Consider the following 13,319-nt stretch of genomic DNA (forward strand, 5'->3'; position numbering starts at 1 on the left):
CTCAGTCCGACTCGAGGATCGAGTCCGGCTGGATGTCGATCTTGGCGCCGGTGAGCTTGGCGGCGAGACGGGCGTTCTGCCCCTCCTTGCCGATCGCGAGCGACAGCTGGTAGTCCGGCACGAGCGCCCGGACGGCCTTCAGTGACTGGTCGATGACGTACGAGCTCGTGACCTTGGCCGGCGAGAGCGCGTTCGCGACGAACGTCGGCAGGTCGGGCGAGTAGTCGACGATGTCGATCTTCTCGGCACCCAGCTCGTCGGTGACCGCGCGGACACGACGCCCGAGCTCACCGATGCAGGCGCCCTTGGCGTTGATGCTCGGGTCGTTCGCCTTCACCGCGATCTTGGTCCGGTGTCCGGCCTCGCGAGCAAGCGAGACGATCTCGACGATGCCGGATGCGATCTCCGGGACCTCCAAGGCGAACAGCTTCCGTACGAGTCCGGGGTGGGTGCGCGAGACGGTGATCTGCGGACCCTTGAGGCCCTTCGTCACGCTCGTCACGTACACGCGGATGCGCGCACCGTGCGGATACTCCTCACCGGCCACCTGCTCCTCGGGCGGAAGGATCGCCTCGATGGTGCCGAGGTCGACGTGGATCATGCGCGGATTCGGGCCCTGCTGGATGACGCCCGCGATGATGTCGCCCTCGCGACCCTTGAACTCACCGAGGACGGCGTCGTCCTGGATGTCGCGGAGCCGCTGGAAGATGACCTGCTTCGCGGCGAAGGCGGCGATGCGGCCGAAGTCGTCCGGCGTGCTCTCGGCCTCACCGATCAGGACACCCTCGTCGTCGAACTCGGGCACGAACACCCCGACGTGGCCGGTCTTGCGGTCGAGCTGGACCCGGGCCGCCGGGACGTCGCCGCGCGCGGTGGTGTCGGTACCCTCGGTGCTCTTCAGGTACGCACTCAGGATGGCCTGCTCGATGATCACGACGAGCTCCTCGAACGGGATCTCCTTCTCGCGTTCGATCGACTTCAACAAACCGAGATCGATGTCCATCGATGGCCTCCTCTATTCAACTGGTGGTGCCGCGGCAAGACGTGCAGCGGCACGACGGGCATGCTGCTGCCGTGCTGCCGAACCCGTCTGTCTACGGTACCGGATGCCGAGGGGTACGTCATCCACCCAGCTGGGAAGCCGCCGCGCGTCCTCGAGGGTCCCGCTCCCGGCTCGACCGTGTCTCGGGGCGGGTGACATGATTGGCCAATGGTCTTGGGCGAGCTGCGGAACGTCATGCGGAGCACGAGGGTGAGGATCCTCGTCGCGATCCTGCTCGCGACGACGCTCGCGATGACGCTCGTGGGCGTCTCCACGTACACGCTCGGCCGGCAGCAGACACTCGCGACCATCGACGCCCGCCTGGAGCACAGCGCCGAGCTCATCGCCTTCATGGTGGTCGGTTCGGGCGACTCCGCCGACGCCCCGGCGACGAGCGACGCGGCCGTCGACGCGGTGATGCGACGCTGGATCTTCGCCGAGGACGAGACCGCCATCGGGGTGCGCGCCGACGGCTCGACGGTCGCACCCAGCGCCCCGTCCGCCTTCCGCCTGGACGACGACCCGCAGCTGCTCGACACCATCACGACCCGGTCGTCCCGCGGCGTCGTCACGGGCGAGGCCACCGGTGACCGCACCGTGCGGTACGCGATCATCCCGGTGCAGGTCGTCGGCGACCCGAGTGTGGCCCACGTCGTCATCGCCACCGACGTGCACGCCGCACTCGCGGAGTCCCGAGGCATCCTCGCCGTCGAGATCGTGGTCGCCGTGGTGTGCCTGCTCCTGCTCGGCCTCGTCGGCTGGCAGCTCGCGGGCGGACTGCTCCACCCCATCCGGCTGCTGCGGGACGCCGCCGCCCGCATCACCGAGTCGGACCTCGACGAACGGATCCCGGTCGTCGGTCGCGACGACGTCTCGGAGCTCACCACGACCGTGAACGGCATGCTGGACCGGCTCGACGAGGCCTTCACCAGTCAACGCCAGCTGCTCGACGACGTCGGCCACGAGCTGAAGACGCCGCTGACCATCGTGCGCGGACACCTCGAGCTCCTCGATCCGTCCGACCCCGCGGAGGTGGCCGCCACCCGGGACCTCGCCCTCGACGAACTCGACCGGATGAGCTCCCTCGTCGCCGACATCACGGAGCTCTCGACGGCCGGACTCGCGTCGACCCTCGACCGGGAGCCGGTCGACATCGAGGCGTTCACCGCCTCGGTCCACGAGAAGGCCACGGCGATCTCGCCCGAACACGAGTGGACCCTGGGCGAGCAGGCCGAACTCACCGCGGACGTCGACGCCGGGCGCTTGGCCCAGGCCTGGCTGCAGCTCGCGGACAACGCCGCGAAGTACTCCCCGGCCGGGTCGACGATCGTGATCTCGAGCCGGTTCGACGAGTCGGACGACCCGGCGCTCGTGCTCTCCGTCTCCGACGACGGGCCCGGGGTGCCGGAGGCGCTCCGCGAACGCATCTTCGACCGGTTCACCCGGGTGAGCGGTGGACGGGGTGTCGCAGGCTCCGGCCTCGGCCTGTCGATCGTGCAGGCGATCGCCGCGGCACACGGTGGGTGGGCCGAGGTCGAGGACACCCGACGGGCCGGCTCCCTCTTCAGCATCCGACTGCCGCTCGCGGTGGCGGACGACGATGAGGGGTCCGACGCTGACCTCGACCTCGACCCGGACGAGACCGCGGCGATCCCCCGCAGCGCGATGGCCCAGGCGATCGCGCTGCGAGAGGCGCAAGCTGCTCAGGACGCCGCTGCGGCGCAGACGACCGCGGCGATGCAGGCCGGGCCGACACCCGGCGATGCACGCCCCGCGAACGACGCACCACCGCGCTCGCAAGCGCCGTCCCCTGAGGACGACTTCCCGGACCTCGTCGACACCTCGGCTCGGCGGAGTGCGCCGGAGGACCACGCATGAGCCGGATCCTGGTCGCCGAGGACGAGACGCGGATCTCCGCGTTCGTGAGCAAGGGCCTGCGTGCCGCCGGACACACGGCGGACGTGACGGTCGACGGCTCGCAGGTCGTCGAGCTGGCGGAGAGCGGCGACTTCGACCTGCTCGTCCTCGACATCGGACTCCCCGGCGTCGACGGCTTCGAGGTGCTCAGACGGCTCCGCGACGACGGCAGCGAGCTCCCCGTCATCATCCTGACCGCCCGCGATTCCGCACGAGACCTCGTGGCGGGCCTCGACGGCGGAGCGAACGACTACATGTCGAAGCCCTTCCGGTTCGAGGAGCTCCTGGCCAGGATCCGCCGACGCCTGGCCGAGCGGGCACCGGCGTCGACCACCGCCGTCCAGGAACGGCTGTCGGTCGGTCATCTGGAGCTCGAGCTGCGCGAACGGCGCGTCCTCGTCGACGGTGTGCCGGTCGAGCTGTCCACCCGCGAGTTCGCCCTGGCCGAGGAGTTCTTCCGCCACCCGGACCAGATCCTCAGCCGGGAGGAACTCCTCAGCCGGGTCTGGGGCTACGACTTCGATCCCGGTTCGAACGTCGTCGACGTCTACGTGCGGTATCTCCGGAACAAGATCGGCAAGGACGCCATCGCGACGGTCCGCGGAGCCGGCTACCGCCTCAGCACGAGAGCGCAGTAGCGGTCGTCATCCCGACAGGAAGACGACCGTTACCGCGCTCTCGCGGCTCAGAGGGCGAGGTCGGCGATCGCGACCCGGTCCTTCGTGCCGGCGGCCCGGTCCCAGAGCTCGACGAAGCCCTCGGTGGCCTCGCGACCGACCACCACCACGACGGGCACGCCGATCAGCTCGGCGTCGCCGAACTTGACGCCCGGGGACACCTTGCCGGTGCGGTCGTCGTAGAGGACGTCCTTGCCGCTGGCCTCGAGCGAGGCCACGAGTTCCTCGGCCACCTCGAAGATCGCCGCGTCGCGTCCTGCTGCGACGACGTGCACGTCGAACGGGGCGACGGCCTTCGGCCAGATGAGACCGCGCTCGTCGTTGTTGCCCTCGGCGATGATCGCGAGGATGCGCGTGATCCCGATGCCGTAGGAGCCCATGGTCACCGTGACGAGCTTGCCGTTCTCGTCGAGCACCTTCAGTCCGAGCGCCTCGGCGTACTTGCGCCCGAGCTGGAAGACGTGTCCGATCTCCATGCCTCGAGCGAGCTCGACCGGTCCGGAGCCGTCGGGCGCGGGGTCGCCCGCGCGGACCTCGGCCGCCTCGACGAAGCCGTCGGCGGTGAAGTCGCGCCCGGCGACGAGGCCGAAGACGTGCTGCTGATCGACGTTCGCGCCGGTGATCCACTCGGTGCCGTCGACGACCCGAGGGTCGAGGAAGTACCGGATCTCCGTTGCCGACTCCTCACCGAGGACGGGCCCCTGCGGGGACCACGGTCCGATGTAGCCCTTGACGAGCCCGGCGTTCGCGGCGAAGTCCGCTTCGGTCGCGGCCTCCACCTCCGCGGGGCTGAAGGCCACCTCGACGCGCTTGAGGTCGACGTCGCGGTCGCCCGGCAGGCCGATGACGACCAGCTCGCGTGTGCCGTCGAGGTGCCGCAGTGCCAGCACGACGTTCTTGAGGGTGTCGGCGGCCGTCCAGGCCCGTCCGTCGTCGCGCGGGTGCCGCTCGTTGGCGAGGTCAACGAGCGTCGAGATCGTCGGGGTGTTCGGCGAATCGAAGACCGTCGCGGGTGCCAGACCCTCGATGGGGCGGGCCTCCGGGACCTCGGTGGTGTAGGCCTCGACGTTGGCGGCGTACCCGCCGGCCGAACGCACGAAGGTGTCCTCACCGACCGCGGTGGGGTGCAGGAACTCCTCGCTCCGTGAACCGCCCATCGCGCCGGCGTCGGCCTGCACGATCTCGTACTCCAGGCCGAGCCGCGTGAAGATGCGCTCGTAGGCGTCGCGCTGCGCCTGGTAGCTCGCGTCGAGCCCGGCATCGGACACGTCGAACGAGTAGGCGTCCTTCATGGTGAACTCACGACCGCGCAGGAGGCCTGCCCGGGGACGGGCCTCGTCGCGGTACTTGTCCTGGATCTGGTAGATCGACAGGGGCAGGTCCTTGTAGGAGGAGTACAGGTCTTTCACGAGCAGGGTGAAGACCTCCTCATGCGTCGGCGCCAGCAGGTAGTCGGCACCCTTGCGGTCGTGCAGGCGGAAGAGGGCGTCGCCGTACTCCTCCCACCGGCCGGTGACCTCGTAGGGCTCGCGCGGCAGGAGCGCGGGGAAGTGCACCTCGAACGCGCCGGCGTTCGCCATCTCCTCGCGGACGATGGCCTCGATCTTGTTCTTCACCCGCAACCCGAGCGGCAACCAGGCGAAGACACCCGGCGCCTGGCGTCGGATGTACCCCGCCCGCACCAGCAGGCGGTGACTCGTCACCTCCGCGTCGGAAGGGTCTTCACGGAGCGTACGGAGGAAGTAATTCGAAAGGCGCGTAACCACCTGTCCATGCTAGTCCGTCACACGTGGGCAGCCCGGAACCGCTACCAGGGGCGATCGGCGAAGTTCCCGTTGTCGTTGTTCCGACCGCGGTTCTTGGCGTCCTCGGTCGACTTGTCCTGCTGGGCGTCCTGGCCGGCGTCCTTCAACTTGTCGACCTTCCCGTCGACCTCGCTGTCACCGGTACCGCTCGAGCCGCTCGAGTCGCCGTCGCCCTGTCCCCCGTTCGAAGGATCCTGCTGGCCCTGCCCGCCGGACCGGTCGCGCTGGTCGGTCGCATCCTGACGTTTGCGGTCGATGCGATCGCCGGTGTCCTGCAGGTTCTCACCGGGCGTACCCTTCGGATCGATCACGTCGGGCTGCTGCCCGGTTCCGCCCTGGTCGCCCTGGTCACCCTGGTCGCCCTGGTCACCTTGACCGCCCTGGTCGTCCTGACCTCCTTGACCACCTTGATCACCCTGGTCCTGCGGGTCCTGCGGGTCCTGGGGGTCCTGCGGGTCCTGCGGGTCCTGGGGGTCCTGGGGGTCCTGGGGGTCCTGCGGGTCCTGAGAGTCTTGCGGGTCCTCGTTCTGATCCTGGGACTCCCCCTCGAAGCAGCCCTCGCCCTCGTCGACGATGCGCTTCGCGGTGTCGTAGAGGTTGATGGCGCCCTGGAAGAACTGGCCCTTCACGTACTCGTCTGCCTGGGTCTCGTACGCGCGCGCCAGGTTGACCCGGACGATGCAGGCGGTCTCCTCCGTCGGCGCGAGCTCGAGCGCCTTGCCGAGGTCGTCGGTCCCCTGCACCCAGTCCTGTCCGGCCGCGGCCGCGGTGCCCCGGTCGAACCAGGCGATCCACGGCTCGACGACGTTCGCCGTGAAGAGGTGGCCCGCGCTCAACTGCGCCCCGGAGTAGTCCTCGGCGCGGTACTCGGCGATCGCCGACTGCGCGACGACCGGCAGACTCACGAACTTGACCCCGACGACGAGGGCGACGAGGACCAGCGGAAGGGACCACCAGAACAGCCGACGGCGCAACCGGGCGACCTCGGCCGGGGCCAGCGGCGGACGCCGCGGTTCCTCGAGTCGTGGCCGTGGCTCCGGGCTGCGCGGCGCATCGTCGGGCCGGTCGGTGCGGGTCCGATCGTCGAAGAGGGTCATGCCTGCCCACCCTTCGTCCGTCGGAGCTCGCCCAGCGCGCCGACCAGGCCGGGGAGCTCGGTGAGGAGCAGCACACCGAACCCGAGCGCGAACACCCAGTACAGCTCATCGGTGCGCCGGATGTCCACCTCGTCCTCGACGGTGACGCCGCCGACGGCGAGGCCGTCGAGTGCGTCGTCGAGCGACGCACCCGGTGTCCTGATCTCCGACTCGACGCCGAGCTGCGACGCGATCGTCTCGAGTGCGCCCGGATCCAGCCGGGACACGGCGGGCTCACCGGTCGAGTAGTCCTGGATGTAGCGGACGCTGCCGTCCTGGTACCCGGAGAACTCGCGCATGGTCCCACCGGCCTCGGTCCCATAGCCGAGCACGCCACCGCCGCCGATGAGCGGTGCGATGCTCTCGAACGACCCGGGGGCCGCGCCACTCGTCTGCTCGCCGTCACCGAGGTAGAACATGATCCGGTTCCGACCCGGCTCCTGCTCCTCGGCCTGGGTCAGCAGCGTGGTCATGAACTCCACCGGTGCGTCGATGCTGCTGCCGCGGGAGTAGGTGGTGATCTCCTGCGTCATCGCCTCCGCAGCCGACCGGAGCGCCGTCGCGTCCGTCGTGAGGGGCATGCGCTGGACGGCCACGGCGTCGAACGTCACGAGGGCGTATCGGGCACCGGCCAGCCGGTCGGCGATACCGGTGATGTCGGCCTTCGCACCGTCGAGTCGGGTCGGCGGCTTCGGGGCGCCGCTCTCGTCCGTCCCCGACGCGGTCTCGTCCGGCCAGTCCTCGGCAGCCATCGAGCTCGTCGTGTCCACGACGAAGTAGACGTCGAGGTCGCCCATCGCGGACGGTGGGCGATGGTTGCCGGGGATGGTCGGTCGGAGGGCGATGATCACGAGCACGACGACCATGGCCAGTCGGGCGATCCAGTGCCAGGCTCCTGGCCGCCGCACCCCGGCGAGGAACTGCCAGACGGCGAAGGCCGCGAGGACGGTGCCGAGCACGGCGACGGCCCAGATCGGCAGAACGGGGTTGATGGTCATCGGCGCAACCTCCAGGCGAGCAGCATGAGCGCCGCGAGGCCGCCGAACGCCGCCAGGACGAACACGAACGGCTCGTCGACCTGCACGAGCTGTTTGGCGCCCTTCAGCGTCTTCGTCTGCTCCGCCGTGATCTGCTGGACGATGCCGCCGACCGCGCCGGGGTCGGCGAGCGCGTAGTAGTCCCCGCCGGTGGACGTCACGACCTCGTCCATCTCCGCGGCGAGGTCGTCGAGGTAGTCCTTGCTGGAGACGTCGCCGGGGTTGATCCCGTACACCGTCACGTCCTGCGCCTTCGCGTAGGCGCCGGCCTCCTTGAGCGTGAGGATCGGCTCGCCGGCGACGTAGTTGTCGGTCGCGAGCACGATCGAGCGCGACCGTTCCTCGCCGACCTGGTCGAACCGCATGACGCAGGACCCGAGACCGTCGCCGATGAGGGACGAGCCGTTCCCGAGATCGGTGCCGTTCCAGTACTCGTAGTCGCTCTCCGGCGAGGTGAGGTCCTCGACGAGGTGGTCGAGCTGCGCTGCCACGTAGTCGTAGTCGCTCGTCAGCGGGAAGTACGTGGTCGCGGACGCGTTGAACAGGACGAGCGCGATCCGCTCACCGTCGAACCGCTGCACGAGCTTCTCGAACACCCCGACCAGCGCGGCGTCGTACTCCGTCATCGACCCGGACACGTCGAGGCAGAGCACGATGTCGCGGTTGCGCAGTTCGGGCTGGAACACCGTCGTGCTCACCACGCGTGACCCGAGGGCCGTGCCGGCGAGCAGCAGCACCCCGAGCGCGGCGATCGTCGCGATGATGAGGCGCCGGTACCGCGACAGCGCGCGACGGTAACCGGGGAGCGCGGTGAGCCGTTCGGAGTGCGCGACCCACAGGGGCTCGGCGTTCGCCTTCCGGCGCCGCCCGGTGCGGGCCACGAGGACGACGACGGCGACCACCGCGGCCACGGCGAGGAGCCAGACGAGCGGCATCCACCAGTAGATCAGCTCCACGTCGTCACCACCTGGCGGGCGAGCGTGGCGGCCTCGGCGACGCTGCCCGTCTCGGCCTCGCGGAACTCGACCGGGTAGTAGGCCGACACGGCACGACTGAGTGGCGCGAGTCCGGCGCGATCGAGGTCTGCGAGGGTCATGACCTGGGCGCGGACGCCGCTGGACTCGTGCGCGTACATCCGGAGGATCGCGCCGAGCCGTTGGTGGGCGCGCCGCGTACTCAGGGCGCCGTCCCCGTGCTCGCGCTCGATCTCGCCGATGAGTGCGAGGTAGCGGTCGCGCAGGACGGTCGGCGACGGCTGCGGCGCCGGGCGCGGCGCGCTCCCGCGCGCGCGACGGCGCACGTGGGCGAGCATCCAGACGTACCACCCGATCACGAGCGCGATGAGCACGAGTCCGAGCACCGGCCAGAGCAGCGTGTACTGGACCGGTGCGTAGTAGCCGTTATCGCCGGGCATGTCGGTGGGCCTCGAGGAGGTGGAAGAGGACGGGGACGACGTCGTCGGCTCCGGTCACGCGCTGACCGCTGATGCCGAGTTCCTCGAGCTGGTCGAGGTGTCGGGCGGTGGCGCTGGTGACGGCCTCGGTGAACTCACGACGCAGCGCGTCGTCCGACCGGATGAAGGCCGGCAGGGACCGCTCGTCGGCGACGTCGACCATCGCCCGACCGGTGTACTCCGCCCGCATGAGGTCGGCGTCGCCGACCGAGATCCAGAGCACCTCGTGCTGGACGTGCAGGCGGCGGAGGATCTCCGACCGCTTCGGCGTGATCTCCTCGTCGTCCGAGACGATCACGAGCAGACAGCGCTGCTTGACCGACCGTGCCGCGTAGCCGAGCAACTCGTCGAGATCGCTCTGGGGTGCCGCGAGCGACGCACGCCGGTCGATGTGCTGCAGCAGGCGCTCGAGTGCCGATTCGGTGCCGGCGGGTCGGACGAGTTCCGGTGCGGCGGCGTCGCCGGCGACGAGACCGACGAGGTCGCCGTGCCGGATCGCGAGGTATCCCAGGATCCCGACCGCGAGGATGGCGACCTCGCGTTTGGTGCTCCCACCCTCGGCGAGCGCCGCGAGATCACGACCTGTGTCGACGACGAACAGCACCTGGTGTTTCCGCGTGGCGATGTAGCGCTTCACGAGTGGAGCGCCGTGTCTGGCCGTCGCCTTCCAGTCGATGTCCTTGATCTCGTCGCCCGGGGTGTACTCGCGGAGGTCGTCGAAGTCGAGGCTCCTGCCCTGGAACACCGAACGGTACTCGCCGTCGAGCATCCCCCGCACGCGGCGGTGGGCGTGGATGAAGAGTTTGGACTTCACCCGGTGGAGCAGCGGGGCTGACACGGGCCTACGGCGCCTGGACCGCTCCGAAGACGGCGTCGATGATCGTCTCGGGCGAGACGTCGTCGGCCGCGGCTTCGAAGTTCAGGATGATGCGGTGCCGCAGCACCTGGTGGCGGTAGCCCTTGACGTCCTCCGGGATGACGTGGTCACGCCCGGCGAGGATCGCGAGCGCCCGCGCGACGGTGCTGAACGCGATGCTGGCACGCGGGCTCGCCCCGTACTCGATGTAGCTCGCGAGCTTCGGCGGCAGGTAGTCGCTCGCATGGCGGGTCACGTAGACCGTCTGGACGATGTAGTTGAGGATCGATGCGTCGAGGTAGACCCGCTTGGCGAGGGACTGCAGGAACAGGACGTCCTCGAGGCTCACCCCCGGGCGGTCCTGGTCGGTCTCGTAGAGCCCGGAGTTCACCCGACGGACGATCTCGGCCTCCTCGCCGATCGTCGGGTAGTCGAGCACCTCCTTGAGGAGGAAGCGGTCGAGCTGCGCCTCGGGCAGGTGGTACGTGCCCTCCTGCTCGATGGGGTTCTGCGTGGCGAGGACGAAGAACGGCTTCGGCAGCGGATAGTGCGTGCCGCCGATGGAGGTCTGGCGTTCCTGCATCGCCTCGAGCATCGCGCTCTGGGTCTTCGCGCTCGACCGGTTGACCTCGTCGAGGAGCACGAAGTTCGCGTGCACGGGGCCGAGCTGGGTCTGGAACGCGCCCGTGCGGGCGTCGTAGATCTGGGTGCCGATGATGTCGCTCGGCAACAGGTCGGGGGTGCACTGGATGCGTTTGAACGAGGCGTTCACCGCTTGGGCGATCGATTCCGCCGCGGTCGTCTTCGCGAGTCCTGGGACGCTCTCGAGCAGGACGTGTCCGCCCGAGACGAGCGCCGCGAGCAGGGTGGTGCGCAGGCCCTGCTGGCCGACCACCTTCGCATCGTAGGCACCGACGATATCGGAGAGGATGCTGCGGGCCCGCTGCAGCTCGGCTGGCGCGATGGGGGTGCTCGGCGTCACGGTCACTGGTCTCCCTGGCGAGGCTGGCGGTCCGGACGGATGACCGTCGAACGCGGATCCGCCTGGTGGAACCCGGCGGTCCGAACAGTCTACGTGTGAAGATCCGGAGCTCGGACGCCTCGGCCACCGGATGGCCACCAGGGCGTCGGCCGCCGTTCGCCCACCGTCCCCCTCGCGTCCACCGCCGCTTCCTACCGTGGATCGATGACATCTGCAGCGCACGGGAGGCACCCGGAGACCGACGGCGCGACGGCGATCGTCCCGGTCAGGGGCGGTTCGAAGGGGATCCACCGCAAGAACCTCAGGACGGTCCGCGGGAGCACCCTCATCGCGCGATCGGTCGAAGGGCTGCTGCGGTCGGGCGGCGTCTCGCGCGTGGTCGTCACGACCGATCACCCGGACCTCGCCGCCGCCGCGGTCGCCGCCGGTGCCGAGGTCATCGACCGGCCAGCCGAACTCGCCGAGGACAGCACCTCCTCCGAGGCCGCGCTCCTCCACGCGCTCGGCGTCCTCGCGGAGCGCGGAGAGCTGACCCCCGTGACGGTGTTCGCGCAGGCGACGTCGCCCTTCCTCGACGTTGAAGCACTCGACGACGCCGTCGCCCTGGTCTCCTCCGGGCGGGCGGACTCCGTCTTCGCCGCGGTGCTCGACCACGGATTCCTCTGGACGGAGAAGACGAAGGGTGCCCGAGGGATCGGTCACGACCACCGCGAGCGTCCCCGACGGCAGGACCGCGCGCCGCAGTACCGCGAGACCGGCTCGTTCTACGTCTTCGACACGGACGGCTTCCTCGAGGCCCGGCACCGCTTCTTCGGCCGGATCGCGCCGGCCGTCACCAGGTCCTTCGCCGCACTCGACATCGACGAGCCGGAGGATCTGCTCGTCGCGGAGGCGATCGCCGGACTCGCCGAACGCCAGCTGGGGATCCCGTCGGGCTCGGAACGCTCGGAGCACCACCTCGACGTCGACGCCGTCGTCACCGACTTCGACGGGGTCCACACCGACGACCGCGCCAGCATCGACGCCGACGGAGTCGAACGGGTGAGCGTCCATCGCGGTGACGGCCTCGGCGTCCGTCAGCTGCGCGAGGCCGGGCTGCCGTTCCTGATCCTGTCGACCGAGCGGGTCCCGATCGTCGCCGCACGCGCGGCCAAGCTCGGCGTCGACGTCGTGTACGGCTCAGCCGACAAGGCGACCGCGCTCCGCGACTGGGCGACGGCGAAGGGTGTCCCACTCGACCGCATCGCGTACCTCGGCAACGACGTCAACGACATCCCGGCCCTCGAGATCGTCGGCTGGCCGGTCGTCGTCGCCGATGCGCACCCGGAGGCCCGTGCCGTCTCCCGGCTCGTCCTGGAACGCCGAGGCGGCGACGGGGCCGTCCGCGAACTCGCCGACCTCGTCCTCGCCGCACGCGCGACCCTCGACCCCCTGAAGCTGTCCACGCTGCAATCGAACGGAGCACGACCATGAGCATCCACCAGGACGCGAACGACACCACCGACCTCGACGGCCGGACGCAGCCGTCTCCCGTGCGCATCGACGGCATCCCCGTCGGCGGCGGCGCCCCCGCGTACGTCATCGGGGAGATCGGTCTCAACCACAACGGCGACGTGGAGCTCGCGAAGCGACTCATCGACGTGGCCGCCGACGCCGGCGCACAGGCCGTCAAGTTCCAGAAGCGCACACCGGAGATCTCGACGCCGGCGCACATGCGCGACGTCCCGCGGCAGACGCCGTGGGGTGAGATGAGCTACCTCGACTACCGCTACCGGGTCGAGTTCGACCGTGAGCAGTACATCGAGATCGGCGACCACGCCACCCTGCGAGGCCTCAGCTGGTTCGCCTCCCCGTGGGACGAACCGTCGGTCGACTTCCTCGAGGACCTGGGCGTCAGCGCGCACAAGGTCGCGTCCGCCTCCGTGACCGACTCGGGCCTCCTGACCCGTCTCGCCGCGACCGGGAAGCCGATCATCCTCTCGACCGGCATGTCGACGCTCGAGCAGATCGACCGCGCAGTCGAGATCCTCCGGGGCTCGCCGCTGGTCATCCTGCACGCGACCTCCACGTACCCCTTGCCCGCCGAAGAGGCGAACCTCCGGATGATCGACAGCCTCGCCGCCCGGTACCGCGGTGTGCCGATCGGGTACTCCGGCCACGAGACCGGTCTGCAGATCTCCCTCGCCGCGGTCGCCCTCGGGGCCACGATGGTGGAACGCCACATCACGCTCGACCGTGCCATGTGGGGCTCGGACCACGCCGCGTCGCTCGAACCGCACGGCTTCTCGAACCTCGTCCGCGACATCCGGGTCATCGAGACCGCCATGGGTGACGGCGTCAAGCGCATCTTCCCCGGCGAACTCGCCCCACTCGCGAAGCTGCGCAGGGTCGATGCCTGATCATGGGCCCCGCCG

General features: G+C 69.9%; 12 protein-coding genes. 4 read left to right on the forward strand and 8 right to left on the reverse strand.

The window, feature by feature from the left end; genetic code table 11:
* Position 1 precedes the first annotated feature (1 nt).
* A complete protein-coding gene (gene nusA, locus ACQ3HE_RS13615; protein ID WP_079707160.1) occupies positions 2 to 1,003 on the reverse strand; it encodes a transcription termination factor NusA in 1,002 nt (333 codons plus the stop codon).
* A gap of 207 nt (positions 1,004 to 1,210) precedes the next feature.
* On the opposite strand from nusA, the gene ACQ3HE_RS13620 reads away from it, so the two are divergent.
* Both ACQ3HE_RS13620 and ACQ3HE_RS13625 read left to right on the forward strand, forming a co-directional pair.
* Positions 1,211 to 2,920, forward strand: coding sequence for a sensor histidine kinase (locus ACQ3HE_RS13620; protein ID WP_430893155.1), 1,710 nt, complete (start codon positions 1,211 to 1,213; stop codon positions 2,918 to 2,920).
* Entirely contained in the window at positions 2,917 to 3,597 is a 681-nt protein-coding gene (locus ACQ3HE_RS13625; protein WP_064295346.1) for a response regulator transcription factor, read from the forward strand. Before ACQ3HE_RS13620 ends, ACQ3HE_RS13625 begins: the two co-directional genes overlap by 4 nt.
* Positions 3,598 to 3,644: 47 nt before the next feature.
* Here ACQ3HE_RS13625 and ACQ3HE_RS13630 read toward each other — a convergent pair whose 3' ends face one another.
* From ACQ3HE_RS13630 to ACQ3HE_RS13660, 7 genes are read right to left on the reverse strand one after another with little or no spacing between them, the layout of a single operon-like run.
* Entirely contained in the window at positions 3,645 to 5,402 is a 1,758-nt protein-coding gene (locus ACQ3HE_RS13630) for a proline--tRNA ligase (RefSeq protein ID WP_079707162.1), read from the reverse strand.
* A 41-nt stretch (positions 5,403 to 5,443) separates the two neighbouring features.
* Complete coding sequence (locus ACQ3HE_RS13635) at positions 5,444 to 6,538, reverse strand: hypothetical protein (RefSeq protein WP_430893156.1); 1,095 nt, start codon at positions 6,536 to 6,538, stop codon at positions 5,444 to 5,446.
* Positions 6,535 to 7,575: a VWA domain-containing protein gene (locus ACQ3HE_RS13640; protein WP_430893157.1), complete on the reverse strand. Its 1,041-nt coding sequence runs from the start codon at positions 7,573 to 7,575 to the stop codon at positions 6,535 to 6,537. Before ACQ3HE_RS13640 ends, ACQ3HE_RS13635 begins: the two co-directional genes overlap by 4 nt.
* Positions 7,572 to 8,570, reverse strand: a complete 999-nt coding sequence (locus ACQ3HE_RS13645; RefSeq protein ID WP_137243278.1) for a vWA domain-containing protein — start codon at positions 8,568 to 8,570, stop codon at positions 7,572 to 7,574. The genes ACQ3HE_RS13640 and ACQ3HE_RS13645 overlap by 4 nt, the downstream gene beginning before the upstream one ends.
* Positions 8,561 to 9,028 (reverse strand): hypothetical protein, encoded by a 468-nt coding sequence (locus ACQ3HE_RS13650; protein WP_079002737.1) that lies wholly within the window; start codon positions 9,026 to 9,028, stop codon positions 8,561 to 8,563. Before ACQ3HE_RS13650 ends, ACQ3HE_RS13645 begins: the two co-directional genes overlap by 10 nt.
* Positions 9,015 to 9,905 (reverse strand): DUF58 domain-containing protein, encoded by an 891-nt coding sequence (locus ACQ3HE_RS13655; RefSeq protein ID WP_236555491.1) that lies wholly within the window; start codon positions 9,903 to 9,905, stop codon positions 9,015 to 9,017. Before ACQ3HE_RS13655 ends, ACQ3HE_RS13650 begins: the two co-directional genes overlap by 14 nt.
* A gap of 4 nt (positions 9,906 to 9,909) precedes the next feature.
* Positions 9,910 to 10,911, reverse strand: coding sequence for an AAA family ATPase (locus tag ACQ3HE_RS13660; protein WP_430893158.1), 1,002 nt, complete (start codon positions 10,909 to 10,911; stop codon positions 9,910 to 9,912).
* A gap of 198 nt (positions 10,912 to 11,109) precedes the next feature.
* Between ACQ3HE_RS13660 and ACQ3HE_RS13665 the strand changes: the two genes are divergently transcribed.
* Both ACQ3HE_RS13665 and ACQ3HE_RS13670 read left to right on the forward strand, forming a co-directional pair.
* Positions 11,110 to 12,378, forward strand: coding sequence for an acylneuraminate cytidylyltransferase (locus tag ACQ3HE_RS13665; RefSeq protein WP_192018564.1), 1,269 nt, complete (start codon positions 11,110 to 11,112; stop codon positions 12,376 to 12,378).
* Entirely contained in the window at positions 12,375 to 13,304 is a 930-nt protein-coding gene (locus ACQ3HE_RS13670) for an N-acetylneuraminate synthase family protein (RefSeq protein WP_430893159.1), read from the forward strand. Before ACQ3HE_RS13665 ends, ACQ3HE_RS13670 begins: the two co-directional genes overlap by 4 nt.
* The last annotated feature ends 15 nt before the right edge of the window (positions 13,305 to 13,319 follow it).

Source organism: Plantibacter auratus (genome assembly GCF_050587365.1).
Lineage (GTDB): Bacteria > Actinomycetota > Actinomycetes > Actinomycetales > Microbacteriaceae > Plantibacter > Plantibacter auratus.